Origin of the sequence: Caldanaerobacter subterraneus subsp. tengcongensis MB4, from assembly GCF_000007085.1 — a bacterium.
Lineage (GTDB): Bacteria > Bacillota > Thermoanaerobacteria > Thermoanaerobacterales > Thermoanaerobacteraceae > Thermoanaerobacter > Thermoanaerobacter subterraneus.
On record NC_003869.1, the window covers coordinates 1,521,945 to 1,548,756 of the forward strand.

At 37.8% G+C, this 26,812-nt stretch carries 30 protein-coding genes, 1 riboswitch and 1 other annotated feature; of the genes, 5 read left to right on the plus strand and 25 right to left on the minus strand.

Features of this window, described 5'->3' with window-relative positions:
- Nucleotides 1-81: 81 nt before the first annotated feature.
- A complete protein-coding gene (locus TTE_RS07440) occupies nt 82-330 on the plus strand; it encodes a hypothetical protein (protein ID WP_041587167.1) in 249 nt (82 codons plus the stop codon).
- 57 nt (nt 331-387) lie between these two features.
- Here the strand turns inward: TTE_RS07440 and queF are convergent, their stop codons facing one another.
- The 5 genes from queF to TTE_RS07465 form a co-directional block, all read right to left on the minus strand.
- A complete protein-coding gene (gene queF, locus TTE_RS07445; RefSeq protein ID WP_011025802.1) occupies nt 388-792 on the minus strand; it encodes a preQ(1) synthase in 405 nt (134 codons plus the stop codon).
- Complete coding sequence (locus TTE_RS07450; protein ID WP_011025803.1) at nt 782-1,264, minus strand: QueT transporter family protein; 483 nt, start codon at nt 1,262-1,264, stop codon at nt 782-784. The genes queF and TTE_RS07450 overlap by 11 nt, the downstream gene beginning before the upstream one ends.
- A 118-nt stretch (nt 1,265-1,382) precedes the next feature.
- Complete coding sequence (gene thiC / locus TTE_RS07455; RefSeq protein WP_011025804.1) at nt 1,383-2,681, minus strand: phosphomethylpyrimidine synthase ThiC; 1,299 nt, start codon at nt 2,679-2,681, stop codon at nt 1,383-1,385.
- A 68-nt stretch (nt 2,682-2,749) separates the two neighbouring features.
- Nucleotides 2,750-2,852, minus strand: a riboswitch (TPP riboswitch).
- Between the two features lie 51 nt (nt 2,853-2,903).
- Complete coding sequence (locus tag TTE_RS07460) at nt 2,904-3,485, minus strand: RQC domain-containing protein (protein WP_011025805.1); 582 nt, start codon at nt 3,483-3,485, stop codon at nt 2,904-2,906.
- Between the two features lie 58 nt (nt 3,486-3,543).
- Nucleotides 3,544-5,220 carry an SWIM zinc finger family protein gene (locus tag TTE_RS07465; protein WP_011025806.1) on the minus strand — a complete coding sequence of 559 codons (1,677 nt, stop codon included), beginning with the start codon at nt 5,218-5,220 and terminating at the stop codon, nt 3,544-3,546.
- A gap of 385 nt (nt 5,221-5,605) precedes the next feature.
- Between TTE_RS07465 and hydG the strand changes: the two genes are divergently transcribed.
- A complete protein-coding gene (gene hydG, locus TTE_RS07470; protein WP_009610104.1) occupies nt 5,606-7,111 on the plus strand; it encodes a [FeFe] hydrogenase H-cluster radical SAM maturase HydG in 1,506 nt (501 codons plus the stop codon).
- Nucleotides 7,086-7,364, plus strand: a complete 279-nt coding sequence (locus TTE_RS07475) for a hypothetical protein (protein ID WP_011025807.1) — start codon at nt 7,086-7,088, stop codon at nt 7,362-7,364. The genes hydG and TTE_RS07475 overlap by 26 nt, the downstream gene beginning before the upstream one ends.
- Nucleotides 7,365-7,383: 19 nt before the next feature.
- Here the strand turns inward: TTE_RS07475 and TTE_RS07480 are convergent, their stop codons facing one another.
- Nucleotides 7,384-8,112 (minus strand): SIR2 family NAD-dependent protein deacylase, encoded by a 729-nt coding sequence (locus TTE_RS07480; RefSeq protein WP_009610098.1) that lies wholly within the window; start codon nt 8,110-8,112, stop codon nt 7,384-7,386.
- 135 nt (nt 8,113-8,247) lie between these two features.
- On the opposite strand from TTE_RS07480, the gene TTE_RS07485 reads away from it, so the two are divergent.
- Nucleotides 8,248-8,664: a secondary thiamine-phosphate synthase enzyme YjbQ gene (locus tag TTE_RS07485; RefSeq protein WP_011025808.1), complete on the plus strand. Its 417-nt coding sequence runs from the start codon at nt 8,248-8,250 to the stop codon at nt 8,662-8,664.
- 29 nt (nt 8,665-8,693) lie between these two features.
- Here the strand turns inward: TTE_RS07485 and TTE_RS07490 are convergent, their stop codons facing one another.
- On the minus strand, nt 8,694-9,314 hold the full coding sequence (locus TTE_RS07490) for a yteA family sporulation protein (RefSeq protein WP_011025809.1): 621 nt from the start codon (nt 9,312-9,314) through the stop codon (nt 8,694-8,696).
- 15 nt (nt 9,315-9,329) lie between these two features.
- Complete coding sequence (locus tag TTE_RS07495) at nt 9,330-9,572, minus strand: DUF5665 domain-containing protein (RefSeq protein WP_043883910.1); 243 nt, start codon at nt 9,570-9,572, stop codon at nt 9,330-9,332.
- Between the two features lie 236 nt (nt 9,573-9,808).
- Between TTE_RS07495 and TTE_RS07500 the strand changes: the two genes are divergently transcribed.
- The gene (locus TTE_RS07500) at nt 9,809-10,990 is read left to right on the plus strand and encodes a trans-sulfuration enzyme family protein (protein WP_011025811.1); all 1,182 of its coding nucleotides are present in this window, start codon (nt 9,809-9,811) and stop codon (nt 10,988-10,990) included.
- A 12-nt stretch (nt 10,991-11,002) separates the two neighbouring features.
- Here the strand turns inward: TTE_RS07500 and bcp are convergent, their stop codons facing one another.
- The 17 genes from bcp to TTE_RS07590 all read right to left on the minus strand — a co-directional run bounded on the left by bcp (nt 11,003) and on the right by TTE_RS07590 (nt 26,802).
- Nucleotides 11,003-11,476, minus strand: a complete 474-nt coding sequence (gene bcp, locus TTE_RS07505) for a thioredoxin-dependent thiol peroxidase (protein ID WP_011025812.1) — start codon at nt 11,474-11,476, stop codon at nt 11,003-11,005.
- 80 nt (nt 11,477-11,556) lie between these two features.
- Nucleotides 11,557-12,339 carry a 3-deoxy-7-phosphoheptulonate synthase gene (gene aroF / locus TTE_RS07510; RefSeq protein WP_011025813.1) on the minus strand — a complete coding sequence of 261 codons (783 nt, stop codon included), beginning with the start codon at nt 12,337-12,339 and terminating at the stop codon, nt 11,557-11,559.
- A 12-nt stretch (nt 12,340-12,351) separates the two neighbouring features.
- Complete coding sequence (gene trpA, locus TTE_RS07515; RefSeq protein WP_011025814.1) at nt 12,352-13,140, minus strand: tryptophan synthase subunit alpha; 789 nt, start codon at nt 13,138-13,140, stop codon at nt 12,352-12,354.
- Nucleotides 13,137-14,312 carry a tryptophan synthase subunit beta gene (gene trpB / locus TTE_RS07520; RefSeq protein ID WP_011025815.1) on the minus strand — a complete coding sequence of 392 codons (1,176 nt, stop codon included), beginning with the start codon at nt 14,310-14,312 and terminating at the stop codon, nt 13,137-13,139. Before trpB ends, trpA begins: the two co-directional genes overlap by 4 nt.
- Nucleotides 14,309-14,920, minus strand: a complete 612-nt coding sequence (locus TTE_RS07525; RefSeq protein WP_011025816.1) for a phosphoribosylanthranilate isomerase — start codon at nt 14,918-14,920, stop codon at nt 14,309-14,311. The genes trpB and TTE_RS07525 overlap by 4 nt, the downstream gene beginning before the upstream one ends.
- A 1-nt stretch (nt 14,921) precedes the next feature.
- A complete protein-coding gene (gene trpC, locus TTE_RS07530) occupies nt 14,922-15,692 on the minus strand; it encodes an indole-3-glycerol phosphate synthase TrpC (protein WP_011025817.1) in 771 nt (256 codons plus the stop codon).
- On the minus strand, nt 15,689-16,708 hold the full coding sequence (trpD, locus tag TTE_RS07535; RefSeq protein ID WP_011025818.1) for an anthranilate phosphoribosyltransferase: 1,020 nt from the start codon (nt 16,706-16,708) through the stop codon (nt 15,689-15,691). The genes trpC and trpD overlap by 4 nt, the downstream gene beginning before the upstream one ends.
- On the minus strand, nt 16,709-17,275 hold the full coding sequence (locus TTE_RS07540; RefSeq protein ID WP_041587168.1) for an anthranilate synthase component II: 567 nt from the start codon (nt 17,273-17,275) through the stop codon (nt 16,709-16,711).
- Nucleotides 17,275-18,705 carry an anthranilate synthase component I gene (trpE, locus tag TTE_RS07545; protein ID WP_011025820.1) on the minus strand — a complete coding sequence of 477 codons (1,431 nt, stop codon included), beginning with the start codon at nt 18,703-18,705 and terminating at the stop codon, nt 17,275-17,277. Before trpE ends, TTE_RS07540 begins: the two co-directional genes overlap by 1 nt.
- Before the next feature lie 37 nt (nt 18,706-18,742).
- Nucleotides 18,743-19,037 (minus strand) — a binding site (T-box leader).
- Nucleotides 19,038-19,075: 38 nt separating this feature from the next.
- A complete protein-coding gene (locus tag TTE_RS07555; protein WP_011025821.1) occupies nt 19,076-19,369 on the minus strand; it encodes a thiamine-binding protein in 294 nt (97 codons plus the stop codon).
- Nucleotides 19,370-19,387: 18 nt separating this feature from the next.
- Nucleotides 19,388-20,572 (minus strand): trans-sulfuration enzyme family protein, encoded by a 1,185-nt coding sequence (locus TTE_RS07560; RefSeq protein WP_011025822.1) that lies wholly within the window; start codon nt 20,570-20,572, stop codon nt 19,388-19,390.
- A 63-nt stretch (nt 20,573-20,635) separates the two neighbouring features.
- The gene (locus TTE_RS07565) at nt 20,636-21,433 is read right to left on the minus strand and encodes a QueT transporter family protein (RefSeq protein WP_041587170.1); all 798 of its coding nucleotides are present in this window, start codon (nt 21,431-21,433) and stop codon (nt 20,636-20,638) included.
- Nucleotides 21,434-21,520: 87 nt separating this feature from the next.
- Nucleotides 21,521-22,303: an S-methyl-5'-thioinosine phosphorylase gene (locus tag TTE_RS07570; protein ID WP_009610094.1), complete on the minus strand. Its 783-nt coding sequence runs from the start codon at nt 22,301-22,303 to the stop codon at nt 21,521-21,523.
- 19 nt (nt 22,304-22,322) lie between these two features.
- The gene (locus TTE_RS07575) at nt 22,323-23,072 is read right to left on the minus strand and encodes an energy-coupling factor transporter transmembrane component T family protein (RefSeq protein ID WP_011025824.1); all 750 of its coding nucleotides are present in this window, start codon (nt 23,070-23,072) and stop codon (nt 22,323-22,325) included.
- 7 nt (nt 23,073-23,079) lie between these two features.
- Nucleotides 23,080-24,789, minus strand: a complete 1,710-nt coding sequence (locus tag TTE_RS07580; RefSeq protein ID WP_009610073.1) for an ABC transporter ATP-binding protein — start codon at nt 24,787-24,789, stop codon at nt 23,080-23,082.
- 10 nt (nt 24,790-24,799) lie between these two features.
- Nucleotides 24,800-25,837 (minus strand): S-methyl-5-thioribose-1-phosphate isomerase, encoded by a 1,038-nt coding sequence (mtnA, locus tag TTE_RS07585; RefSeq protein ID WP_011025825.1) that lies wholly within the window; start codon nt 25,835-25,837, stop codon nt 24,800-24,802.
- A gap of 11 nt (nt 25,838-25,848) precedes the next feature.
- The gene (locus tag TTE_RS07590) at nt 25,849-26,802 is read right to left on the minus strand and encodes an MDR/zinc-dependent alcohol dehydrogenase-like family protein (RefSeq protein WP_011025826.1); all 954 of its coding nucleotides are present in this window, start codon (nt 26,800-26,802) and stop codon (nt 25,849-25,851) included.
- Nucleotides 26,803-26,812: the final 10 nt, after the last annotated feature.

The following is a 26,812-nucleotide window of genomic DNA, read 5'->3' on the forward strand; positions in this document are numbered from 1 at the left end:
CTACCTTAAAATCCCAAAAAATCCGTGGGCACTGAGAAAGAGGGTGGTGTGCCACGGAGGGGTATAGGAGGGTCTTTTATTATGTCTAAAATCCGAAACATCTCATCTATAACTGCAAAGACAGTTATTGACATGAAAGCGCTCCTTGAAGAATTTCTTCTCGTAAAAGAAACTGATGGGCTTTCACCTCGCACTTTGAAAGATTATCGCTATCCCATTGAGAAGTTCATCGAATTTCTAGGATTAAACTACCCTACTTATCAACAAATCCGTATAGCGCTTCTCAAGTATTTGAGTGCTTCCTCATCGTTCTCTGTAAACTCATTTTGAAGAAAAACTAAAATGAATAAAAAAGCTGCCTACAAAATTTTAGGCAGCCTTTTAAGTTTAATACTCCTCTTTTTCATACCTTGCTATAATTCTTGTAGCTATTCCTCCTCTTTCCTGAAATTCGCCTATTATTTCCATAAATTTTGGCTGCAGGAATTCCACCAAATCATCTAAAATTCTGTTTATTGCATGTTCTTGCAATATACCTACATTCCTATAAGATGTAAGGTAATATTTTAAGGATTTAAGTTCTACAAGTTTTTTGTGGGGTATATACCTTATAGTAAGTTTTGCATTGTCAGGTAATCCTGTCCAAGGGCAAACAGAAGAAAATTCATCGGTAATATACTCCACGATAGTATTTTTTTCAGGATACTCATATTCAATAGATTCTAGAACTTCTTTGTCAATTTTTTCGTAACCGTAAATGTCAAATCTTCTCTCTTTATATTTATCTGTCAAATTTCACAACTCCTTTCTTTTCAATTGTGAAAAGCAAAAAATATCCAGTTACCAAAAGTACAGTTTCCGCTACTCCCACGCTTAAGAAAGTCGGAATAAATGGTATGCCTGCAGAAACCTTTAAAGTAATTGCAACTGATGCTGCAATCCAAAGGGCTATGAATATAGCTCCTATCGCTTTGTGAGTAAGTCTTCCAATGTAGTATCCAATTGTACAGCCTATTAAGTTCGAAAGAGGCATAAAAATTAATTCCATTGCACCAGCAAATGGGCTAAACAAATTTGCAAAAAAATTTCCTATCATCATGGAAATAGCATATTTTTTATTGAATACTACAATGGATTTCGTAATTTCCCCGATTCGAAATTGAACGGGTAAAAACGAAATGGACGAAAATATAATTGTGAGTGCGAAATAAATTGCTGCAACAAGAGCAATTTCAGCTAAATCTTTTATTCTTTTTTTGGGCACAAAATTACCTCCCTTGTTTTGTTAACTGGGGTTACTGCGACCCAGGTGAGCATTTTGTTGCTCACTGCGATTAATTTTAACATGATTGTATGAGTAATTTGAACTAAAAAATAGCCTCTTAGCAACTTGTAGTAGGAGTTCCTAAATATTCACTCACTATTTGCATGGCACAGAATTTCCCACACATACTGCAGGTCTCCACATTAGGCTTATTCTTAGTTACACGGTATTTTTCGGCTTTTTCAGGGTCAATGGATAGTTGTATTTGTTCATTCCAGTCTAAATTTGCCCTGGCTTTTGCCATAGCTAAATCTTTTTCTCTGGCCTTTTTTATACCTTTCGCTATATCTGCAGCATGGGCAGCAATTTTAGCAGCAATGACACCTTCTTTGACATCTTGTATGTCAGGAAGTCCAAGATGTTCTGCAGGGGTGACATAACACAGAAAATCTGCTCCTGCAAAAGCAGCAATCGCTCCTCCTATTGCAGCAGTGATGTGATCGTAGCCCGGAGCGATATCTGTTACTACCGGCCCTAGCACATAAAAAGGAGCATTGTGACAAAGACTTTTCTGTAGTTTTACATTGGCTTCGATTTGATCAATGGGAACATGACCAGGTCCTTCTACCATTACTTGAACTCCTGCTTCTCTAGCCTTTTTAACAAGTTCGCCTAAAATTATCAGCTCTTGAATTTGAGCTGCATCGGTTGCATCTTCAAGACATCCTGGTCGAAGCCCATCCCCAAGACTCAGCGTTACATCATATTTCTTTGCTATGTCTAAAAGCCTATCAAAATATTGATAAAGGGGGTTCTCTTTTTCATTATGAATCATCCAGGCTATTGTAAAAGCTCCTCCTCTACTTACTACATTCATAATTCGTTTGTTGTCTTTAAGTCTTTTAAGGGATTCTAAAGTAAGACCGCAGTGGACAGTGATGAAATCAACTCCATCTTTTGCTTGTTCTTCTATCACTTTAAAAATAAATTCCTCAGGCATTGCTACAATGCTGCCGTATCTTGATATAGATTCTACTGCTGCTTGATACATAGGCACTGTACCAACAGGTACAGATGAGTTTTTGATTATTTCTCGTCGTGACTTGTTAACATCGCCACCAGTGCTTAAATCCATTACTGCATCTGCTCCAGCATCTATAGCTACTTTCAACTTTTCAATTTCTTTTCCAATTTCAGGAAAGGCATCGGAAGTTCCAATGTTAGCATTTACTTTTGTTGACAATCCTTTTCCTATGCCCTTGGGAACGAGATTTATGTGGTTAACATTTGCTGGTATTACTATTTCACCTTTTTTGACTTCTTCTAGGATAAATTCTTCAGACACACCTTCATAGTCCGCAACTATTTTCATCTCTTTTGTAATTATGCCTGATAAGGCATATTCTAATTGAGTCATGATAAAAACCTCCTTGAAGTTTTTAATAATAAAATATGCCCACCTGAAAAGGTGAGCACTTTTTACAAATTTCGTAAAACGTGCTTCCCTTCGCAGGCATTACCCTGGTCAGGTTCTAAGGGTCGGGAACGAATCCCCTCTCAGCCATTTTTGGCTCCCCTAGCACTTGAGTATTTAATTTTTAGAATAGAATAGGTTAAAGTAATTATATCACAAAATTTCTCAAAATCCAACTTCCATTAAATAATTAATTGCTTTTTGAAGCTCTGTTTGAACCTTTTTATATTCTATTCTCTTCCATTCTTTCAATAGGGGTATAAACCTGGCATTCTTCGTATTCTTGATTTTTTCGATTAAAAGAAGTATCATCCCTCGGTTTCTATCTTTTAATTCATAAACAAAACTATAATCTTGATCTTCCAAAATCTCTGTGAGTTTATTTAACAATTCATTTGCATAAGTTTCACGTTCAATTTCCCAACCTTTCTCCGTAAAGATAAGCACTGGAAGTCTCCCACTGTACTCAATTTTAAGATAGCCTGACTTTATCATCCAGTCAATCCGTTTGGTTATTTCCTCCCTCGTAAGTTCACAGTAATATCCATAAGAAGGACATTTGTTCAAACCATACTTTAAAACTTTTTTATCTTTTGAACCCTTAAGGATCTTTGCCAGCATACTGCGTCCACCTGTTCCAATCAGTTCATCTGCCGCGCGGAGTATAACCTTAATTTCTTCATCACTTAAGCTCTTAATCCCACCACTATTAAGTTTATATCTTACTTTCTGCTTAGTTCTCCCCATAAATAATACCCCTTATATTTTTCCCATTATTTTAATGAAGAGTCTCTTTGGTCCTGCCTTACTTAATTTTGCTAAGTTCATCAATAAATGCTGGTCTTTTTTTATACAACCTCATTAGCTCATTTATAATTTCTTTTTGGCTTTGCTCTCCTGCTATTTTTTTATATCTTTTAAGTATTCCACATACTTTTTGATAGTCTTTTCTATTTGATGAAGAGCTTGCAGCAAGTTTTATATATTTTTTGTACACTTCAATAACTTCATCTTTAAACTTATCTTTTAGCTTATCTGCATATTCTTCTATTCTTGTTGGGTTTTCTTTTACAAACTCCATAAGCTCATTCAAGTCATTTTCTTCTAATATGACCTTAAGATAAATATCTTTCCCATGCCATCCCTTATAGCTCTTTAATTCTTGTTTTAAATTATTGTAAAACTCTGCTCTATCGCCAGTAATTAATTCCTTTAGTTCTCGATAGTATTCAAAATTTCCATCAAACAAAAGCTCTTTTGCCAATTTCATTTGTTCTTCTTTTAATGAAAGCTTTTTATAGGCTTCATATCTCATCTTTTTCCATTTTGATACTAAACCAGGATATTGCCTGTCTTGTTCCTCCCACTTTAAAGCTAACTCTATGATTTTCTCATACTCTTTTTCTCTAAAACACTTTTGAATAAACACTTCTTTAAAAAAGTCAAATTCAAGATGTTCTTGTACGAATTGTTCTGCTTCTTCTCTACTCCCATATCTCTCTTTTATCACATAAAGAATTTGAAGTAATTTTTCAGTAATATATTTTCCATAGCGATTCTCGGTAGACCAATTAGTTACAAGATATTCTATTTTTGACACCAGTTTATCTCTCAGTTCCTCTATGTCAACAAAGTCAGCACAAAGCCAAAGTATATCAATTCTGTAACTTTCCCATCCATCAAAAATTTTACTTTCACTTAATGTCAATAACCTACTAAATATTTCCTTTTTTAAATTTATATCTAAGTTTTCGCTCCGGAATACTATGTCTCCTATAACTTCTATGGCGTCTGATACCAACAAATCTATACTTCCACCCGAATCATCTGCGTATTCAAAAGCCTGTATCGCTTCTTCAAGTACTAAAAATGCAATATCCAATGCTAAGAATATATCTTCAGTATCTCTGGCTTTCCACAATAAATCTTCCATTTCACTTACAAAATCATATGTTTCATTATAGGAAATAAAACCATCTCTGCCCTTATATTTCCTAACAATAGAATTTATTAGTTTTCTGCACCTTATAAGTTCTTGTTTACTGTCAACCTTTGAATATCTTAAGACGATCCTATTTTTTAAAGTTTCATCGTCTCCTATTAAATCCATTATAATATCTATTAACTCTTCTTTTGAAAGATTGTCTAATACTTCTTTTATATCCTGCTGTTCTTTAGCTCTTTTCTGTACATTTGAAGCTTCATTTTGACTGCTAAAAATCTCCACCAGTTTATAAAAAGCTGCTACCTGATGTTTACAAATAGGACCATAATCATAGGGGCAATTACATTCTGAATAGAGAATTTCCCCATTGTCATCTAGTTTTACCATAACCTCATAGTCATCACTACCTTGAATTTTAAAAATATATTCATTTTTTCCGGAATTATAAAGGTCTATTATGTTTCCTCCAACATAGTAATCGTAACCTCTATCTAAAATTATTTCATCGATATAGTCTTCAAAATCATATATGGTCATTTATACTTTCTCACCACTCTTTCTCAAAAAGACAACATTTAGTATTATTATCCAACCCCCACCAATTGCTATATAAGCAATTTTTTGTACTTTTATTATGTGGTTAATAATGTACAATTGACCCACTCCCAGCAAAATTCACCTTGGGAGGATTGGAGGAAAATAAAAATGCTCGGGAGTAGGTCACTTATAGAGTGGGTCTATTCTTATGATATATTAACTTAAAAGCAAAAGCAATTCTATTTTTTGTACTTAGTAAGATTTCATAGGACAATAATTATATTCATCATTTTTGTTGAAAATTTAACAATCCTATTGTATAATGTAATTGAAATGCTGAGCCCAAGGAGGTACTCTGAGGGCAAGGGAAGGAGGAAATTTAAAAATGGCTGTTGTGCTTAGTGAAAAAGAGAAAAAATGGATGGAAGGAGTAATCAAAGAGGAACAAATCACCAGATATCTTGAAAACGGAAGAGACTTCATTGATGACGAAGAAATATGGGAAAAACTGAGGAAAAACCAGAATCCTGATAAGCAGAGGATAAGAGAAATAATTCAAAAGTCACTAGAAATAGAAACTCTTGAACCTGATGAAACGGCTGCTCTTCTCAATGTTAAAGATCCTGAACTATGGCAAGAAATTTTTGATGCAGCAGCAAAAATCAAGAAAAAAGTTTATGACAGCAGAATTGTAACCTTTGCGCCCCTTTATTGCAGCAACCTGTGTGTAAATAATTGCGTCTACTGCGGATTTAGGAGAGAAAATACAGTCATCAAAAGAAGAAGGTTAACATTAGAAGAAGTAAGAAGAGAAGCAGAAGTTCTAGCAGGAGAAATAGGCCATAAGCGTTTAATTGCAGTATATGGTGAGCATCCTACTACAGATGCTAAATATATTGCAGATACAATAAGAACTATATATGAAGTCAAAGTTAAAACAAAAAATGGATATGGGCAGATAAGAAGAGTAAATGTAAACGCCGCCCCCATGTCTATAGAAGAATTAGAAATGCTTCGGGATGTAGGAATAGGAACCTATCAGGTTTTCCAAGAAACCTATCATCATGAGACCTATAAAAAGCTACACCCAGAAGGAACCATAAAATCCCATTATCAGTGGAGATTGTACTGTCACCACCGAGCACTGGAAGCAGGAGTTGACGATGTAGCTTTGGGAGTGCTCTTTGGACTTTATGACTGGAGATTTGAAGTAATGGGTCTTTTATATCACGCAAGAAATCTAGAGAAATTTTTTGGCATAGGACCTCATACCATATCTTTCCCAAGGTTAGAACCTGCTGCTAATACACCTTTTGCTCAAGAATCAAAATACAAAGTATCTGATGAAGATTTCAAAAAGTTAATAGCTGTCATAAGGCTTTCTGTACCTTATACTGGTATGATTCTAACCGCCAGAGAACCTGCTCACTTAAGGGATGAAATTCTCTCCATGGGCATAGTCACTCAAACGGATGCTTCTACAAAAATTGGAATAGGCGCCTACTCTGACAGGTACACCGAGCAGGAAGCAGAGAGACAGCAGTTCCTGCTAGGGGATACCAGAAGCCTGGACGAATTGATAAGAGAACTGGCAAAAATGGGGTATATAACAAGTTTCTGCACAGCAGGTTACAGATGTGGAAGAACAGGCAAACACATAATGACCCTTTTAAAAACAGGAAGAGAAGCTGTTTTCTGCAAGCTAAACGCCGTACTCACTTTTAGAGAATGGCTGGACGATTTTGCAAGCGAGGAAACAAAAATAGCCGGTGAACAAGTAATACAGAAAGAAATTGAAGAAATCAAAGAAAGAGTTCCCGCAGAAGTATTTTCAAAGCTCATGGAGTATTACAGGAGGATACAGAATGGAGAAAGAGACCTCTACTTCTAAGAAGCTATTGATCGAAGAATTTACCAGGCTCTCAGACTTAATAAAATCAAAGTACGGCGTGAGCTTGTGGCTGGTGGAAATTATGGGAAAAAGGCATTCGTATGTAGCAGGCCATAAAGAGGAATCATTCCTTCCACCCCAGGTTATTTATCTTAATGAGAGGTTTGCAATAGTATCAAATAATTGGGACAAAATTCCTGAAAAAGAAAAGAAAAAGCTTATCAATCACCTCAAGAAGTTCAGTGGCACATAAATGTGTGCCCTTTTATTTTTTATCCCTCCTTCTCTTCAAATTTCATGGCAAATTCAACCGCTCCCATTTGGAAAAAAAGATGTGCTTTCCTTGAAAGTGGAGTCTCTTCAGGACTTACCTCTACTACAAAAGCTCCTCTTTCAAGGGCCAGAAAAGGAAGAGAAGCTGCAGGCTGCACCATTAAAGATGTACCAATCACAATAAAAAGGTCTGCTCTTTGTGACAGCTCCATAGCCTCTGTAAGCTTATCAGATGGGAGAGGTTCACCAAACCAGACCACATCTGGTCTTACAATAGATCCGCATTTCGGGCACTCAGGAGGTATTTTGCTTAAAGGCACTTCTCTATTTATGCCTCTGAAGTCACATTTTGTGCATTTTACTTTCCATATATTCCCATGAAGTTCTATCACATTTGTAGACCCTGCTGCCTCATGTAAGCCATCTACATTTTGCGTAATTACTCTTACATTTTTAAACCTTTCCTCAAACTCTGCAATGAGCAGATGACATTTATTAGGTTTCGCTTTAGAAATTATCCTCCTTCTGTAATCATACCATTCCCAAACAAGAGCTGGATTTCTTTGAAAAGCCCATGGCGTTGCAAGTTCTTCTGGATTGTACTTTTTCCATAGCCCATCTTCTCCTCTAAAAGTAGGTATCCCACTTTCTTTAGATATCCCTGCTCCTGTCAGCACAACTGTCAAATTCGATTGAGGTAGTTTTTCTTTTAATATTTTAAAATCCATTTTCTTTTCCTCCCCCCTACATTTTTATCATTTAAAAATTTCTCCTTCAATTTCAAAACTCCTTTTTTCAAAAAAGCAACAAAACTATGGTAAAATATATCCTGTAGACAAAACTTCTGAAAGGGGAGTCGGAAGGTGAAAAGCTATAGAAAAGAACTCTGGTTTGAAACCAAAAAAAGAAGAGAGTTTATCAATATTACTCCTCTCGTGGAAGAATGCGTAAGAGAAAGTGGAATAAAAGAAGGCCTTCTTCTCTGCAATGCCATGCACATAACTGCCAGTGTCTTTATAAATGACGACGAACCAGGATTACATAAAGACTTTGAAAATTTTTTAGAAAAACTAGCCCCCGAAAAGCCTTATGACCAGTACTATCACAACACCTATGAAGACAATGCCGATGCCCATCTAAAAAGAACTATTATGGGAAGAGAAGTTGTCGTGGCAATAACAGATGGAAAATTAGATTTAGGGCCCTGGGAACAAATTTTTTACGGAGAATTTGATGGAAAAAGGAAAAAAAGAGTACTGGTAAAAATAATAGGAGAGTAAAAGGCACTTATGCTCTTTTTAAGTGCCTTTTACAAAGTCTTTTTATAATCTTCGTTGCTTATCTTGTCCGTCTCCTCTACATACCCTGCATTTTCTTCGTCGTATACCTCTTCGTAATGGTCAGAACCGCTTCTTGTCTTGTTAAATCTTGCAACCTCCTGAAAGGTGTCTTCAGCATCAAACTGTATTTCTCCTTTTTTGTCCTTATATCCCCATCCAAAGGGGTATTTTATGACTTTTTCCTCATTGGGTCTTGAATTTTTCAAATCCTTTAAGCTTAAGTCCTTTTCTTTTGCACAGGAGGAGCATAAAGTAGTATAGGGAATAGCCTCAAGTCTTTCTTCCTCTATGGGTTGCCCACAATTCTCACAAATTCCATAATTCCCATTTTCTATTTTTTGAAGTGCATCTTCTATCTGGCGCAGTATATTTTTTTCATTGTCTTTTAAAGCGTAATTTTTTTCTACTTCGTAAACCTCTGAAGCCATATCAGCTGGATGATTGTCCAAAAGAGAAAGCTCCTGATAGTATTCCCTCTGAGCAATTCCCCCTATCCCATCGTTTAAGTTCATCCTGTGTATGGTAGATAACACCTTGTTTTTCTCCTTAAGAAGTAAATTTTTAAAATGCATCAATTTTTCATTATCCACTATAATCAGCTCCTGTCAGTACAATTTTTGCTGTACAATCTTAACTATATCAGCTATAATATTCCCTATTAGAGGCAGGTTTAATACAACTAATTTTTGTAAGATATATATGATAATTGCGCCAAGTATTGTAAAACCGACTGCTATTCCAAAACCTCTCGCAACTCCCCCTATAAAATTTAGCCACAAAAGCCTATAAGGACTTTGCATAAGCTCTACATAGTCAGCTATTTTCATTTTTTCCATAAGCTCAGCCATCTGGTCAAGCTGTTTTTTTATAGCGATTAAAAGCAGATTATCCTTATCTCTTTTTTCCTCTTTATCATTCAACTGTTGTTTCCTCCTTTTTACTCAAACTTCTTAATTTAATTAATATGCATTAAGCCCTCTTTTATAATAGTTTACAACAAAATCCATCACAAAGAAAGGGTTGTTGACTTTTAATTTTTCGCATATTATGATAGAGTTAAAATCTGAAAATTGAGGGTGATAGCGTGGAACTTCATTTCAAAACAAAAGTAGTTCATATTGGAAATTATGTGGATGAAAAAATTCCTCCAAAACCCAAAACTCTCCCTATATATCAAACTTCTGTATTTACTTTTGATACTCTTGAAGAAGTTTATGATTACTTAGACGGCAATCCTTCAAGGTATATGTACACAAGGCTTGGAAACCCAAACCAAACTGCTGTAGAAGAATTAATTGCAAATTTAGAAGGAGCAGAGGCAGGGCAAGCCTGTGCTTCAGGGATGGCAGCAATTTCCTCAGCTCTCCTGGCAGAAGTAAATTCAGGCGACCACATAATCGCAGCAAAAGACATATACGGAGGAACAAACAGCCTTTTTAATTTGGAGTTTAAGAGATTGGGAATTGAAATAAGTTTGGTGGATTTTTCGGACTTAGAATCTGTAGAAAAGGCTATCAAGCCAAATACAAAAGTCATATACATGGAAATCATGACAAATCCTTTGATAAGAGTATTTGACATTGAAGAAGTTGTAAAAATAGCAAAAAGGCACGGATTAAAACTTATAGTAGACAATACTTTTACAACTCCTTACCTGATAAGGCCTTTAGAAGTCGGCGCTTATGCTGTAATACATAGCGCCACAAAATACATAAACGGACACAGTGATGTAATAGGAGGACTTATAGCAGGAAATAAAGAATTTATTTTCCGCACAAGGAGAATAGTCCACAATTTTGGAGGCTCTATGAGTCCTTTTGACGCATGGCTCACTTTAAGAGGTGCTAAAACACTGTTTTTAAGGATGAGAGAGCACTGCAAAAACGCAATGCGATTGGCCGAATTTTTAGAAAGCCATCCAAAAGTGAAAAAGGTCTTCTATCCAGGACTGCCTTCTCACCCTGATTACAGCATCGCCAAAAAGCTTTTTAAGGATGAATTTGGAGGCATGTTGAGCTTTGAAATTGACGGTGGTGAACAATCTGTAAATAGATTCATGCAGGAGCTCAAACTTATAAAATTTGCTCCATCACTGGCAGGAGTTCAAACCATGATAACACATCCGAAGTCCACTTCCCACAGGGCTTTGAGCAAAGAAGAATTAAAAGCTCTTGGAATTTCAGAAGGACTCATAAGGGTGTCTGTCGGAATTGAGGAAATAGAAGATGTGATAAGAGACTTTAAACAGGCTCTAGATAAAGTGTAAAGAGGGAGCTTTTTACACTCCCTCTTTTATTTCATCAAGCGCTTTTAAAACTTGATCCACATGCCCATCCACTTTTACCTTTCTAAATATCTTTCTCACAATTCCCTTTGAATCTATTATAAATGTAGACCTTTCTATCCCCATTTTCTTTTTACCGTACATATTCTTCTCTTTGTACACTCCATATTCAGTTGATACTTTTGCCTCTTTGTCACTTAAAAGTACAAATGGAAGACTGTACTTTTCAATAAACTTTCTGTGAGAAGCCTCGTCATCCAAGCTTATTCCGATGACAACCGCATTTTTATCCTCTATAGTCTTTATACTGTCCCTAAAAGCAACTGCCTCTTTGGTGCACCCTGGAGTATTGTCCTTTGGGTAAAAGTACAGCACTACATTTTTCCCAAGAAAATCTGAAAGAGATACCTGTCTACCATCAGCATCTGGAAGCACAAAATCAGGGGCTTTTTTGCCTACCTCTACCATATTATCCCTGCTTTCTAAAATTATTTTCTATGGATAATCATTATCTGATACTTAAATTATAGCCTCATTTCCTTCAAATGTCAACACCTTTTTATTTCTCTCATTAAATTTTCAAATTCAAGAAAATTGAGAGACTGCTCACCATCTGACAAAGCTTTTTCAGGATCAGGATGCACTTCTACCATTATTCCGTCAGCACCAGCACAGAGGGCTGCCTTTGCCATTGGGATAATTAAGCTTCTCTTCCCTGTACCGTGACTTACATCTACAATAATAGGAAGATTTGAAAGTTCATGGATTACAGGAACTGCTGCTATATCCAAGGTACTTCTTGTATAAGTTTCAAACGTCCTTATACCCCTTTCACACAAAATGATGCTGGTATTCCCTTCAATTGCAATGTATTCCGCTGCATAAAGCCATTCTTCATAAGTTGCAGAAAACCCTCTCTTTAAAAGGACAGTTTTTTTAGTCTTCCCTACCTCTTTTAGAAGTGGAAAATTTTGCATATTCCTTGAACCGATCTGCAAAACATCTGCGTATTCTTGAACAATCTCCACATCCCTCACATCTAAAACCTCTGTAACAATAGGGAGTTTAAAAACATCTCCTACTTTTCTCAAGAGTTTGAGCCCTTCAATGCCCAAACCTTGAAAGGAATAGGGAGATGTGCGAGGCTTATAAGCCCCGCCCCTTAATGCATTGGCTCCACAGCTTTTGACCTTTTCGGCTGTCTTTACAAGCATTTCTTCACTTTCCACTGCACAAGGGCCTGCAATTATAAGTTTCCCCTCTCCAACGGTTACCTCCCCTATTTTTACACTCGGCTTTTTATCTTTATTTCCCACTATTTTAAATTCCATACTTATCACCTTTCACAAGACTTCTCTTAAGCTTAACACAAATTCCTTTACCTCTTTTAACATTTCACATCTATTATACCCCTTAGCAATTCTTTCTACAATAGCGCTTCCTACCACAATTCCATCGCTCAAACTTTTAAGCTTTCTTGCCATTTCGGGTCCTGATATGCCAAACCCTAAAGCCTTTGGCATGCTGGTATATGAAGATACCAGCCTCATGTATTCCTCAAGGTCTGTTGTAATTTCCTCCCTCGCTCCCGTAACTCCAGTCAGAGTCACGCAGTATACAAATCCCTTACCGTTTTCAGTAATTCCCTTTATTCTCTCCTTTGAAGTAGGAGCTACCAGAGGTATTAAATAAATTTCGTACTTATCAGCTACATCCAAGACTTCTTTCCTCTCCTCCAAAGGGAGGTCGGGAATAATGAGTCCATCAACTCCTGCGTTTTTCGAATCCTCCAAAAACTTCTCTATGCCGTATTTGAAGACAGAGTTGTAATAAACAAGATAGACAATAGGAATGTCGCTCTTTTCTCTTATTCTCATTACCAAATCCATTATATCTTTAATTTTTATTCCCTTAGCCAAAGCTCTCTGGGAAGAAGCTTGGATTGTCGGCCCATCGGCCAAGGGGTCAGAATAGGGTATACCAAGTTCAATTATATCCGCTCCTGCTTCTTCAAGGGCTAAAACTATATCATAAGTTGTGTCAATGTCTGGGTCTCCGGCAGTAATGAAAGTTATAAGGGCTTTTTTACCTTCTTTTTTGAGGTCATCAAACCTTCTATCAATTCTATTCACAATTCCACCCCCATTACTTTTGCGACGGTATTTACATCTTTGTCCCCTCTTCCAGAAAGATTTACTACAATTATCTTGTCTTCATCCAATTTCTTAGCCAATTTCATAGCATAAGCCAGAGCATGTGCACTTTCTAATGCTGGTATTATTCCTTCTGTCCGAGACAGGTCCATAAAGGCTGCCAAAGCCTCTTCATCTGTAGCATACACGTACTCTGCCCTTCCTATCTCCTTCAAATAAGCGTGTTCTGGCCCCACTCCTGGATAATCAAGCCCTGCCGATATCGAATGAACAGGTAGAATTTTCCCCTCCTCATCTTGAAGGAGGTAGGTCATCATGCCGTGGAGCACCCCAACTGAACCTTTTGCCATTGCTGAAGCGTGTTTCCCTGTCTCTATACCTTCTCCTGCCGCTTCTACCCCCACTAACTTCACTCCCTTATCTTCAATAAAAGGATAGAATATTCCCATGGCATTACTGCCTCCTCCCACGCAGGCAACCACATAATCAGGAAGTCGACCTTCTTTTTCAAGGATTTGCTCTTTCGTCTCATCCCCTATAACTCGCTGAAAATCTCTTACCATAGTGGGATATGGATGAGGTCCTACCACAGAGCCAATCACATAGAAGGTAGTTTCTATATTAGTGACCCAATCCCTTATGGCCTCATTCACTGCATCTTTCAATGTCCTTGTACCTGAAGTAACAGCTGTCACTTTTGCCCCTAAAAGTTTCATCCTAAACACATTTAGTGCCTGCCTTTTTATATCTTCTTCTCCCATGAATATTTCGCATTCCATTCCAAACATAGCAGCAGCTGTAGCAGTAGCAACTCCGTGCTGTCCTGCTCCTGTTTCAGCTATAATTCTCTTTTTGCCCATTCGCTTTGCCAAAAGCACCTGTCCCAATACGTTGTTTATCTTGTGAGCTCCTGTGTGGTTGAGGTCTTCTCTTTTTAGATAAATTTTCGCGCCACCCAGCCTTTTAGTGAGATTTTCTGCATAATACAAAGGCGTAGGCCTTCCTGAGTATTCTTTAAGATAATATCTGTACTCCTCCATGAATTTTTCGTCCTTCTTTGCCTCTTCAAATTCTCTCTCTAACTCTATAAGAGCATTCATAACTGTCTCCGGCACATACTGCCCTCCAAACCTTCCAAACCTACCTTTCATACAACACCCCTCACTTTCTCAATAAATGACTTCATTTTATTAAAGTCCTTATATCCCCCAACCTCAACGCCACTCGACACATCGACGGCGTAAGGTCTTACTAGTTTTATCGCCTCTTCAACATTTTCCTCCTTAAGCCCTCCTGACAAAACAACCGGTATTTCTCTTTTGTATGCTTTAAGGATATTCCAATCAAATGCCTCTCCTGTACCTCCATATCCTTTCTCGGAGAATGAGTCAAACAAAAAGGCATCCACTTTAAATTCTCCTGTCTTTTTTAAGTCAAGTTTGCTTCTTATTCTTATAGCCTTCCAGACCGTGAAATTTTTAAAATTGTCTATATACTCCTGTGTCTCATCGCCGTGAAACTGCAAGACATCTAGCTTTAATTTTTCAGCTATTTCCATGACCTTCTCAACAGGTTCATTTACAAAAACTCCTACCTTTTTAATCCCTTCTTTGAGCCTTTTTACAAATTCCAATGCCTCTTTCAAATCAACTCTTCTTTTGCTCTCAGAAAATACAAAACCTATAAAATCTGGCTGTAACTGATTTGCATAATAGATATCTTCAAGCCTTCTTAAACCGCAAATTTTTACTTTTACCACTTTATCCTCCCCTCACTTTTTTCACAAACTCCTTTATTCTTCCCTCATCCATTTTCATAAAACTTTCACCTATCAAAACCGCCTTAACCCCAAGGGAAGATAAATACAATACATCCTCTGGAGTTTTTATGCCACTTTCAGATACTACTATCTTATCTTTAGGGATGTTTTTTATAAGTCTTTCCGTTGTTTTTATGTCAACTTTAAAAGTCTTCAAGTCCCTATTATTTATCCCTATGATATCGCATCCTGCCTTTAGCGCAGTCTCAAGTTCTTCCTCCTCGTGAACCTCGACAAGCACATCAAGCCCAATTTGTTTTGCTATATCGCAAAAACCCTTAAGCTTATCTTCCAAAATAGCCACAATCAATAAGACTGCATCTGCCCCTAGAAATTTTGACTCGTAAATCTGATACTCATCTATTACAAAGTCTTTCCTCAAAACAGGCTTTGTGGTTAACTTCTTTACCTGAGGAATGTAGCCACCTTCGCCTTTAAAAAATCTTTTCTCTGTCAAGACAGATATGGCATCAACTTCTGCCTTTTCGTAGGTCTTTGCAATTTCTACAAGGTCAAATTCTTCTCTTATAATCCCTTTGGAAGGAGAAGCTCTCTTTATCTCCCCTATAATTGCCACCTTTCCTTTGTTCAGAGAATTTTTAAAATCTCCTCTGTATACTGCGTTGACATTTAGCAATTCGTTGTAAGGCTTTAACTCTTTTTTCTTCCTCACTTCTTCTTTTTTAAAATTCACAATTTCCTCTAGAATCATGAAATAATCCTCCTCTGGTAGCCTAAAATCTCCAAAAACCTCTCATAAGCCAAACCGCTATTAAGAAGCCTTTCCGCAAGTTCAACACCTTCTTTTAAGTTTTCAACCAACTTGCCCACGTATAAAGCCGCTGCGGTGTTTAAAACCACTATATCTCTTCGAGGTCCTTTTTGACCTTTTAATATGTCAATAATTATTTCTGCATTCTCCCTCGGTCCTTTTCCTTTCAGGTCTTCAGGCTTGGAATAAGGAATATCAAAGTCTAAAGGGTCTATTACGTAATCAAAGATTTCTCCTTCTTTTACTTCACTAACATAGGTTGGAGCCGTAGTAGTTATTTCATCAAGCCCATCAAATCCGTGCACTACCATCGCTCTTTCTATTCCAAGCTTAAGAAGCACTTCCGCTATCGGATGAGTTAGATTTCTATCATACACCCCTAATACCTGTCCTTTTATAGGTGCAGGATTTGTCAAAGGCCCAAGTAAGTTAAAAACTGTCCTCGTTCCCAATTCCCTCCTTATTGGAAGTACGTTCTTCATCGCCCTATGGTATAAAGGTGCAAAGAGAAATCCCATTCCTTTTTCCTCTATCATTTTCTTTGTATACATGGGTTCAGCTTCTATATTAAATCCCAATTCCCTCAAAACATCAGCACTGCCGCTCTTGCTCGAAACAGCTCTGTTGCCATGTTTTGCAACTTTTACACCCGCAGCAGAGGCAATTATAGCTACAGCAGTGGAAATATTAAAAGTCTTTCCCCCGTCCCCACCTGTACCACAGGTATCAATGACGTAGTCAGCATCCAATTGCAGTTTTACTGCATTGTCCCTCATGGCTTTTGCAAAACCTGTTATCTCTTCCACACTTTCCCCTTTTAATCTAAGTCCTATCAATAGACCTCCTATTAAAGAAGGAGTGCCATTCCCACTCATAATTTCCCCCATAACTTCATAAGCTTCTTTTTCATCAAGATTTTCTTTTAATACAATTTTTTTAATCGCCTCCTGCAACATTTAAAACACCTCCAAAAAATTTCTCAATATCTCCTTTCCTTGTTCTGTCAAAATAGACTCTGGATGAAACTGTAAACCATACACAGGGTATTTTCTATGCCTTACCCCCATAATCACCCCTTCCTCCGTCTGAGCTGTTATTTCCAACTCCTCAGGTAAAGTATTTCTATCAATAACCAGCGAATGGTATCTCATTCCTTCAATTGGATTTTTTATATTTTTAAATATTCCTCTGCCATTGTGAAAGATAAGAGAAGTTTTTCCATGCATTATCCTATCTGCTTTTACAATTTTCGCTCCGTACGCGTATCCAATAGCCTGATGTCCAAGACATATCCCTAACATTGGAACTTTTTGACCCAAATTTTTAATCAATTCGACGCATACTCCTGCATTTTCCGGTCTTCCCGGTCCTGGCGATAATATAATTTTATTAGGATTTAGTTTTGCAACCTCTTCCACTGTTATTTCATCATTTCTCACCACCATGACCTCCTCTTTCATTTCTCCTACGTATTGATAGAGATTATAGGTAAAAGAGTCGTAATTATCTATAATCAAAACCATCAAAGAACCTCCTTAAGTACCATCACTTTATTTAAAATTTCATAGTATTCCATCTCAGGAATTGAGTCATACACAATACCTGCTCCTGCTTGAAAATAAGCAGTATTTTCTTTTATGAGAATAGTCCTTATTGCTATGCACATATCCATATTGCCGTTATAGGAAAAATAGCCAACAGCCCCTGCGTAAAAGGACCTTTTTACATTTTCTAATTCCTCTATTATTTCCATCGCTCTTATCTTTGGCGCTCCAGAAACTGTGCCTGCAGGAAGACAAGCTATAAGGGCATCAAAAGCGGTAAATCCTTTTTTTAATTTTCCAGAAACAGTTGATACAATGTGCATTACATGAGAGTAAAAATCCACCTCCATAAAGCGCTCCACTTTAACACTTCCAAATTCACTGACCTTTCCTATGTCGTTTCTCCCTAAGTCAACCAACATCACATGCTCTGCCCTTTCTTTTTCATCCTTCAAAAGTTCTTCTTTGTTTTTTAAATCCTCTTTTTCATCTTTTCCCCTTCGTCTTGTGCCTGCTATAGGATTTGTGGTCACTTTGTCTTGAAAGACTCTCACAAGACTTTCAGGAGAAGAACCCAGAAGCTGAAAATCGCCAAAGTCGATATAGAAAAGATAGGGAGATGGATTCTTTGAACGCAACCTCCTGTAAATCTCAAAAGGATCTGAATTTGTCTTTGCCTTTAGCCTCTGGGATAACACCACTTGAAATATGTCTCCTTTTTCAATGTATTTTTTGGCTCTTTCAACAATTTGACAAAACTCTTCTTTTGTGAAGTTGTAAGTTATCACTTTTTCTTCTTGAAGCGAAAGGTCGTGAAACTCTATTTTATTTGACTTTATCTCATTTAAAAGCTCATTAATCTTTTGCAAAACTTCCTCATACTCGGTATCCTCATTAGCAAATACATTGTAGACAATGTAGACTTCATGCTTAAAATGGTCATAGCAGATGAAACTCTTGTAAAACATGAAGTATACATCCGGTATATTTATTTCATCAGGATTTTTTTCTGGCAATTTTTCATAAAGCCTTATCGCATCATAAGATACATAGCCTACCGCACCTCCTGTAAAAGGAATGTTAAGCCCTAATGGGTTATAATTAATCTGCAGAAAGTTTTTTACCTCTTCCAGTGCTAAACCTCTTTTATTCGATTCTTCTTCTGTTGTGATAATTTTTATATCCCTTCCATAGCTTAAAACTGACAAATAAGGGTCCTTTCCTATAAAAGAATATCTACCCCAGTGACTCCCTCCATTTGCACTTTCCAATAAAAATTTGTGTTTACCAGAAAGACTATAAAAAACGTTTATTGGCGTGATTTCATCACCATTTATTTCCTCATATACTGGGAAAGTGTATCCCATTTTTTTATAGGCATAAAAATCTTCTTTAGAAATATTTACCACTCTATCACCTCCTGAAAATTAAAAAAGTCACTCCGCCCATTGGGGCGGAGTGACCGCGGTGCCACCCAATTTGTCCTGTATTTAAAAAAAAGCATTTCACCAAAAGGATGAAATGCTTGTGCCACCTTTTTAACACAGGACCACTCTTTCGGGTACGGAGATTGCTCTCGATACCCTGCCTTTTTAACGGTAGGCTCACCGGAGACTGCTACTTTGATTTCGCAGTTCCCCTCGCGGGCCCATTCAATACCGGCTACAGTACTCGGCTCCCACCCTCCCGAGCTCGCTTTGACTAAACGCCGGTATCTACTCTTCCCGGTCATAGGGTTTCATCAGAAATTATTTTGTTTTAATTTTATAACGTGTTAAATCATTTGTCAATATAGTTTTTTATTTTTTCTTCCATAGTTACTCCTGAAGACCTGTAATCAAGCTTTATAATGGAGATGACCCTATTCGCACCTTCCTCTTCGCATATCTTTTGAGCTTTTTTTACAATATCAAGAAGGATATCTAGCTCTCCTTCCATAGTAGTTTCCATGGGTCCCACCATAAAATTCACGCCAGTGCTTTTTATATATTTTATCACTTTATCCACAATTGGATACACTTTCTCTTCTGGGACTAAAGGCAATACCTGTAAGCTCAAATTGACAATTGGCATAAAATCACCTCTTGAGTGTTAAATTCTCTTCAAGGCATCTTCTAAATCCTCTATTATGTCGTTGTAATCTTCAAGCCCTACTGAAATCCTCACGGTATTTTCTTTAAATCCAAAATCTTCTAGTTTTTCCTTTGGATATCCTCTGTGGGTCATAATAGAAGGAACTTCCACCAAAGTCTCTGCGTCCCCCAGACTCACCGCCAGCTGGCAAAGTTTCAACCCTTTTATGAATTCTTCTAATTCTTTCCTTCCACCCTCTATCTCAAAACTTATTATAGCTCCAAATCCTCTCATCTGCTTTTTTGCAATTCCATGTCCTTTAAAGGATTCAAGACCAGGGTACAAAACATTTTTCACTTTGGGATGCCTACTCAAAAATTTTGCGACCTCCATGGCATTCTTCTCATGCTGCCTCATCCTGAGCCCTAAAGTCTTTATACCCCTTAACATAAGCCAAGCGTTAAAAGGGCTCATAACCCCTCCAAACTCGCACATGTAGTCGAATTTTAAATAGTGAATATAGGCTTCATCTTTTGAAATAGCAACTCCTCCCAGCGCATCCCCATGCCCGCATATATACTTAGTAGCACTATGTACTACCACATCGGCTCCCAAAAGAAGAGGATTTTGAAAACAAGGTGTGGCAAAAGTGTTGTCTACCACTACTTTTATACCTCTTTGATAGGCTATCTTACTCACTTCTTCTATGTCTATTATTGACAAATCAGGATTGGAGGGAGTTTCAAAGTAAATCACCTTCACGGTATCATCTAAACTCTCTTTTAACTCTTCTAAACTTGTCATGTCTATGAGTTTATATTTAACCCCGTATTTGGGCAAAAGGTTAGTTATCACGTTGTAGCTTGAGCCGTACAGAGTTTTGTGTGCTAAAACTTTGTCATTAGGCCTTAAAAGAGAAAAGAGCACAGAACTTATTGCCGCCATTCCCGATGAAAATGCTACAGCTCCCTTCCCGTACTCCAGCTCTGCCATTCTGTTTTCAAACAGCCTCAGGGTGGGATTGTTGCCGCGTGTGTAAACATAGTCTTGAGACTCAAAAGACATTACCTTCTCAACATGGTCCAAATCTTCAAAGACAAAAGTAGTGGTTTGAAAAATAGGGGGATTCAATGCGTTTTCAGGATTTTTCTTAAGCTCTTCGCCGTGAATCGCCTTTGTATCAAATCTAAACTCTTTTTTCACACCCCTCACTCCTTTGCTAAAACTTACAGGGCGTACCTTTTTAGGTACACCCTGCTGGTATCATTATAAAAGACTCGCCAGTATAAAAATGATAGTTGAAAGACCTGCTATAAAGCCCACACTGGCAAGTCCTGCTTTTCCTCCCGCAAAACCTGCTGCAAAAAGTGATTGTCCTCCGGCAACTGCCGCCATCAATCCTCCAAAAAGTCCCACCAATATTGCTAGTGAGGTTATTAAAGCAGCGATCCTTGCTTTTGCGTCAGGCTTTGATATTTCATCTTCTTCCATTATATCTGTCCAGAGTAAATTCCATTTTTTAACTCTGGGATAAAGTATCATGAGAAGGGGAATCCCCAGTACTATTGACGGTATGGAGTTATTTACAGCTATTATAGAAGCTAAAGCTGCAAAGGGAACCATTTTAAGCAAATCCAGTCCCCAGCCTATGGTAAGGGCACAGGCAAAAGAACCCAAAAGAGCAACTACAGTATAAGCAAAGATTTTTCTTCCAGAATTTAGATTGGGTTCTAAGTCATCTGCCCTTAAAAGCCCCAAATTTCTCCATAGCCTGTAAGGTATGTAAGCCTGCATGAAATTACCTATAAAACCAAAAATACTGCCAATACCCAAAGTACCAAAAAAGTCTCCTATGAGGTTGCCGATGGCTGAGCCCCAAGCCCCTGCTGGACCAAAGAGAAGGCCCAAGACAGGAGGTAAAGTGTTGGCAGGTCTTATTTCCGTTATTCCTGGAATTAACACAAGGCCTTTAAAAGGTATTAGCACAGCTGCATAAATTCCTGCGCTCAAAGCTACCAGCACCACCATCTTGGTGTGTCTCCACATACTTAAAACTTCCTTCACACCCATTTCCCCCTTTTTCAAAATTTTAATTTTAGAGAATTATAAAAAGAATACTCTTTGGGTTAATCCCCCCTCTTCCCTGTAATTTTATAATTCAATTACTGAATTGGCACAGTTGCAGTGCTCCTGGTCTAAGGTCTCTTCAGTAAATACCCTTATAAAGGTTCTTATCACCTTTTCCTTGTTTATCTCTATTGCACTTGTAATCTCTCTAAGACTCACGGGACCTGAACTTGCCGCTATAAGGCCTGTAGCCCAGTTTGTGATTATACCGACGGCTGCATAGCACATTCCCAATTCTTTAGCTAAGACTATCTCAGGAACATTTGTCATACCTACTACATCAGCTCCCAGCATCTTATAAGCCTTTATCTCAGAAGCTGTCTCAAATCTGGGCCCTTCCGTACATACATATACAGCTTCTCCTTTTACAGTAAGCCCCTCCTTTTTTGCCGCTTCTATAAATTTTCCTCTCAAATTTACACAATAAGGATCACTCATGTCTACATGCCTTACTATCCCATCTTCTCCCTCAAAAAAAGTCAAAGGCCTGGATTTTGTGAAATCTATAAAATCTTTTAGAATAACTACGCTTCCAGGAGGGTAATTTTCGTTTAAAGAACCGACAGCAGCCGTAGCATATATGTACTTCACTCCAAGCTGCTTTAAAGCCATTATATTCGCTCTATAGTTCACCAAATGCGGGGGAACACCATGCTCTTTCCCATGGCGTGCTAAAAAAACTATATCTTCTCCTTCTACTGTAACCACGTCCACCTCTACTGTTCCGTATTTCGTTTCAACCTTTTTTTGAACTACTTTATCGGCTACGTCATACACTCCGGTACCACCTATAATAGCTTTCTCCATAGGACTTTACCTCCTACAGCTATTTAAATTTAAAATACACTGCGACAATCAAAATCAATAGAGCTACTGCCAAAAAGGCATAATCCCTAACTTCAAATTTTATCTCCAAATAGCTTGTTCTCTTATCACTGTATCCAAATCCTTTCGACTCTAAAGCCATAGCCAATATATTTGCCTGCCTAATTACGGAGATAAGAACAGGTATTAAAAGATGAATGTATTTTTTTATTCTTTGTAAAATGTTTCCTGTATCCAGGTCCAATCCTCTTGATTTTTGTGCTTGCGTTATTATGTAACTGGTAGAAACTATCATAGGAACTAATCTCACAGCAGTAGAAAACGCAAAAGCAGGTCTATAAGGTATGCCAAGTTTTACTAAACCTAAAGATATTTCTTCAATTTTTGTGGAGCTTAAAAATATCATGCCTGCTATTATCATTACATCAAATTTTATTCCTATAGCGATTCCATATATAATTCCTTCTTTCGTAACAGGCCCCCAAAGCCTTGTAGTCCCCGGATAAGTTAAAGCCCAAAGTATAACTGACATTATGGCAATCATTATCAAAATTACTCGTATCCTTTTTAAATTGCTGAGAACTTTCCCTAAAGCTCCATATAATATGACCAGAAAAGAAAGGATAAGGAGCAAAGATAAAGAGCTAAACATTAAAGCTATTGCAAAGCTTATTAACATGATAAATATTTTTGTCCTAGGGTCTAATTTATGTAAAATACTATCTTTATCCATGTAAAGAAACATCTCCATAAAGCTTTCACCTCTTTGTACAGCTGACCATTTCTTCTACAGAAAGGAATGTCTTACCAAGCCTGTTGCTCAAACTCACTATTGAAGGGGGCTTCAGAGAAAGCTCTAAAAGCCTTTCTTCCTCCTTGAACACATCCCTTACTTTTCCGTACATTTCAATTTTTCCATCCCTCATAACTGCTACTTTGTGAGCATACTCTGCGACAATCCACATGGTGTGGGTTATCATTATTATAGTATGTCCGCTTTCGTTAAGCCTTTTTACAAGTTCCATCATCCTCTTTTGCTCTTTGTAGTCCAAACCAGTAGTAGGTTCATCTAATATGATAACTTTAGGTCTTGCTGCTAAAATGGAGGCAACAGCAATCCTCTGCCTCTCTCCTTTAGACAGAGCAAAAGGATCTTCTTTTTCAAACCCCTCCATGTCCACTGCCTTTAAAGCTTCTGCTACTCTCTCTTTAACTTCCTCTTCAGTACAGCCTCTCATGCGGGGTCCAAAAGCAATTTCATCGTACACAGTATCTGCAAAAATCTGATGGTCCGGATTTTGAAAAGCGTATCCCACATAATTTCCTATTTCATACACATTTGAATTTTTAGTATCTTTTCCATATACAATAACACTGCCTCTTGTGGGTTTTAAAAGACAATTAAAATGCTTTGCTAGAGTAGTTTTTCCACTCCCATTGTGTCCTAAAAGAGCTATGAATTCCCCTTCTCTAATCTCCAGATTGATTCCATCCAAAGCTTTCGTACCATTGGAATAGACATATTCTACATCTTTAGCTTGTATGATTACATCTCCATAGCTTTTTTCTCTCTCATCTTCTCTTCTTAGAATTTCTTGATATTTACCTTCATCAATTTGAAGCCCCAACTCTTTAAACTTCTGCACCCCTTCCTCATAAGTTAGAGGAAGGTCTGCTTTTTCAAGATTAGAAACCTGTGAAAAATACTTGGGAATCTGCAACGGCATTAACCCTATTTTTTCCATCAAATCTACTTCTTTTAAAACTTCTCTTGGTTTGCCATCTTTTATTATCTTACCTTTTTCCATCAAAATTATCCTGTCCGCATTTAAAGCTTCTTCTGTCTCGTGCTCTATTATTATGAGGGTTAACTCTTTTTCTTCATGGAGCTCCCTTGCTATATTAAAAACTCCAATCTTACCTATAGGGTCTAAATCAGTAGTGGGCTCATCCATACAAAGTATGCTGGGCATACAAGCTAGAACTGACCCTATCGCGAGCCTTTGCTTTTGCCCACCTGATAAGGTAGAAGGAGGTCTGTCCTCTAGCCCTTCTAGGTTTACAATTTTTAAAACTCTCCTTATTATTTCCTCAATTTCTTCTCTAGGAACTCCAAAATTTTCGGGTCCAAAAGCTATTTCGAGTTTTGTATTAGTAGAAAAAAGCTGTGCCTCAAAATCCTGAAAAACAAGCCCAATCTCTTTCGCCATTTTGCTGACAGGCGTCTCTTTCACCTTTATACCTCTTACCACAACTTCTCCACTGTAGTGTCCCTTCGTAAAATGCGGAATAAGGCCATTTAAACATTGAGCCAGAGTAGACTTCCCTGCACCGCTGGGACCCATTATCACAATAAACTCACCCTTCTCTACTTCTAAGTTAATCCCCTCTATAGCATTTCTGTCCTTTTGCTCTTTGTAGCGAAATGTCAAATCTTTCACAATTATTTCCTTATCGCTTAACGTCATGTCCTAACCCTCACCTCAATTTCAATATGTTCTCTCTAAAAGGCGGCCTTATTATGCCCTTTTCTGTGATTATACCAGTGATATTTTCATGGGGCGTAACATCAAAAGCGGGGTTGTACACATCTATGCCTTCAGGTGCAATTCTCACACCATTTATATGTGTTACCTCTTCAGGACTTCTTTCTTCTATGACTATTTCGGCTCCAGTCTCTATGTTAAAATCGATGGTGCTGGTAGGTGCCACCACATAAAAAGGAACATTGTACACTTTTGCCACAACAGAGAGCATGAAGGTACCGATTTTATTAGCAGTATCTCCGTTTAGGGCTATTCTGTCTGCCCCCACGAGTATGATGTCAATCTTTCCATCTCTTATGAGAGTAGCAGCTACACTGTCAGCAATTAATTTAGCCGGTATTCCCTCTTGGACAAGTTCCCAAGCTGTCAATTTCGCCCCCTGAAGCCTGGGCCTTGTCTCATCAGCGTATACAAAAATATTCTTTCCGCTGTAATGGGCTTCTCTTATGACCCCTAAAGCTGTGCCATAGCCAACTGTGGCCAAAGCTCCTGTGTTGCAGTGAGTCAGTATGACTGCGTTTGGCTTTATCACTTCATTTCCAATCTTAGCCATCTTTTTATTTGTCTCTAAATCCTCAAAGTAAATCTTATTGGCTTCTTCTTTTAACGCCTCGTATATATCTGAAACACTCAAATCCTTTACCTTTTCTAAAACACCCCTCATCCTGCCAATAGCCCAGGTGAGGTTCACAGCTGTAGGCCTGGACTTTGAAAGCACATTTAGAGCATTTTCCATGTTTTTTAAAAAATTTTCCTTCTCTTCTTTCATAAACTGCTGAGCTGCGAGTACCACGCCATAAGCTGCAGCTGCTCCTATCGCCGGAGCACCCCTTACTACCATGTCTTTTATAGCAAAGTCTACATCCTGATAAGTTCTGCATTCAAAAAATTCATAACTTAAGGGAAGTTTCCTCTGGTCTATCAGATAAAGCACGCCATCTCTAAATTCCATTGTCTTAATCTCCTTCATTCCAACTCCTCCTAACCTCTTAAGTCAAAAACTGCCTTAAAAGTATTTTTTGGAGAAAAAGCCTCTTCATACTGCTCTAACTTATAAAAACCGCTTATGAGGTAATCAGTAGTGACAAACCTCTTTTCAAGAAGCCTCAAGGCAGACGCCATAGGACCGCACCTTGTACCTATCAATTTTATCTCATTCACCACCCAATCAGTGGGATTCAAAGTAGCATAAGCATTGTATGTGCTCTTCAAAATAACTGTGCCAGTAGGTTTAACCAGCTGCTGAGCAAGTTTCAATCCGTCCTCATTGCCAGTACATTCTATAGCGACGTCAAACACGCTTTTAGTCTCAAGCCTTTCAACTTCTTCCAAAAGAAGAGTATTAGCTTTATTTTTGAGGTGCTCAAGTTTTTCCTCATGTTTACCGACCACATAAAGGTCACATCCTGTAAGAGCTACCACCTGCGTTATAAACTGAGAAAGTTTGCCATCACCTATGACTACAACTTTATCAGTAGGTTTTATATGATACATCTCAAGAATTTCTAAGGCAGCCGCCAAAGGCTCAGTAAAAACAGCTTCTTCATCTTTAATGCTATCAGGCACAATGAAAAGATTGCGATTAGGAAGCGTAATATACTCCGCAAAAGCTCCATCCTTTTCGAATATACCCAAGACCTTTCTATTTCTGCAGTGATGGAAAAGCCCTTCCTTGCACAGGTCGCACTCACCACAAGCTATGTTGATATCCGCAACCACTCTTTTACCAATCAATTGCGGATTAGAAGAATCTTCAACAATTCCTACGAATTCGTGCCCAAGTACTCCTTTAAAATTTTTATACCCTTTCATTATCTCTATATCAGTGTTACACACAGAAGCCAGTAAAACCTTTATCAACGATTCTCCTTCTTCTATTTCAGGCTTTGGAAGGTCTTTTAGCTTAAGCTTTCCGTCAAAATAAAGGGCTTTCACTTTTTCACTC

Coding starts and splice junctions, on each gene's coding strand:
- TTE_RS07440 (WP_041587167.1), top strand. CDS start 82: ATGTCTAAAATCCGAAACATCTCATCTATAACTGCAAAGACAGTTATT.
- thiC (WP_011025804.1), bottom strand. CDS start 2,681: ATGACTCAATTAGAATATGCCTTATCAGGCATAATTACAAAAGAGATG.
- TTE_RS07460 (WP_011025805.1), bottom strand. CDS start 3,485: ATGGGGAGAACTAAGCAGAAAGTAAGATATAAACTTAATAGTGGTGGG.
- TTE_RS07465 (WP_011025806.1), bottom strand. CDS start 5,220: ATGACCATATATGATTTTGAAGACTATATCGATGAAATAATTTTAGAT.
- hydG (WP_009610104.1), top strand. CDS start 5,606: ATGGCTGTTGTGCTTAGTGAAAAAGAGAAAAAATGGATGGAAGGAGTA.
- TTE_RS07475 (WP_011025807.1), top strand. CDS start 7,086: ATGGAGAAAGAGACCTCTACTTCTAAGAAGCTATTGATCGAAGAATTT.
- TTE_RS07480 (WP_009610098.1), bottom strand. CDS start 8,112: ATGGATTTTAAAATATTAAAAGAAAAACTACCTCAATCGAATTTGACA.
- TTE_RS07495 (WP_043883910.1), bottom strand. CDS start 9,572: ATGGCTGAGCTTATGGAAAAAATGAAAATAGCTGACTATGTAGAGCTT.
- bcp (WP_011025812.1), bottom strand. CDS start 11,476: ATGGTAGAGGTAGGCAAAAAAGCCCCTGATTTTGTGCTTCCAGATGCT.
- aroF (WP_011025813.1), bottom strand. CDS start 12,339: ATGGAATTTAAAATAGTGGGAAATAAAGATAAAAAGCCGAGTGTAAAA.
- trpB (WP_011025815.1), bottom strand. CDS start 14,312: ATGAAAGGTAGGTTTGGAAGGTTTGGAGGGCAGTATGTGCCGGAGACA.
- trpC (WP_011025817.1), bottom strand. CDS start 15,692: ATGATTCTAGAGGAAATTGTGAATTTTAAAAAAGAAGAAGTGAGGAAG.
- trpD (WP_011025818.1), bottom strand. CDS start 16,708: ATGTTGCAGGAGGCGATTAAAAAAATTGTATTAAAAGAAAATCTTGAT.
- TTE_RS07540 (WP_041587168.1), bottom strand. CDS start 17,275: ATGGTTTTGATTATAGATAATTACGACTCTTTTACCTATAATCTCTAT.
- TTE_RS07555 (WP_011025821.1), bottom strand. CDS start 19,369: ATGCCAATTGTCAATTTGAGCTTACAGGTATTGCCTTTAGTCCCAGAA.
- TTE_RS07570 (WP_009610094.1), bottom strand. CDS start 22,303: ATGGAGAAAGCTATTATAGGTGGTACCGGAGTGTATGACGTAGCCGAT.
- TTE_RS07575 (WP_011025824.1), bottom strand. CDS start 23,072: ATGGAGATGTTTCTTTACATGGATAAAGATAGTATTTTACATAAATTA.
- TTE_RS07580 (WP_009610073.1), bottom strand. CDS start 24,789: ATGACGTTAAGCGATAAGGAAATAATTGTGAAAGATTTGACATTTCGC.
- mtnA (WP_011025825.1), bottom strand. CDS start 25,837: ATGAAGGAGATTAAGACAATGGAATTTAGAGATGGCGTGCTTTATCTG.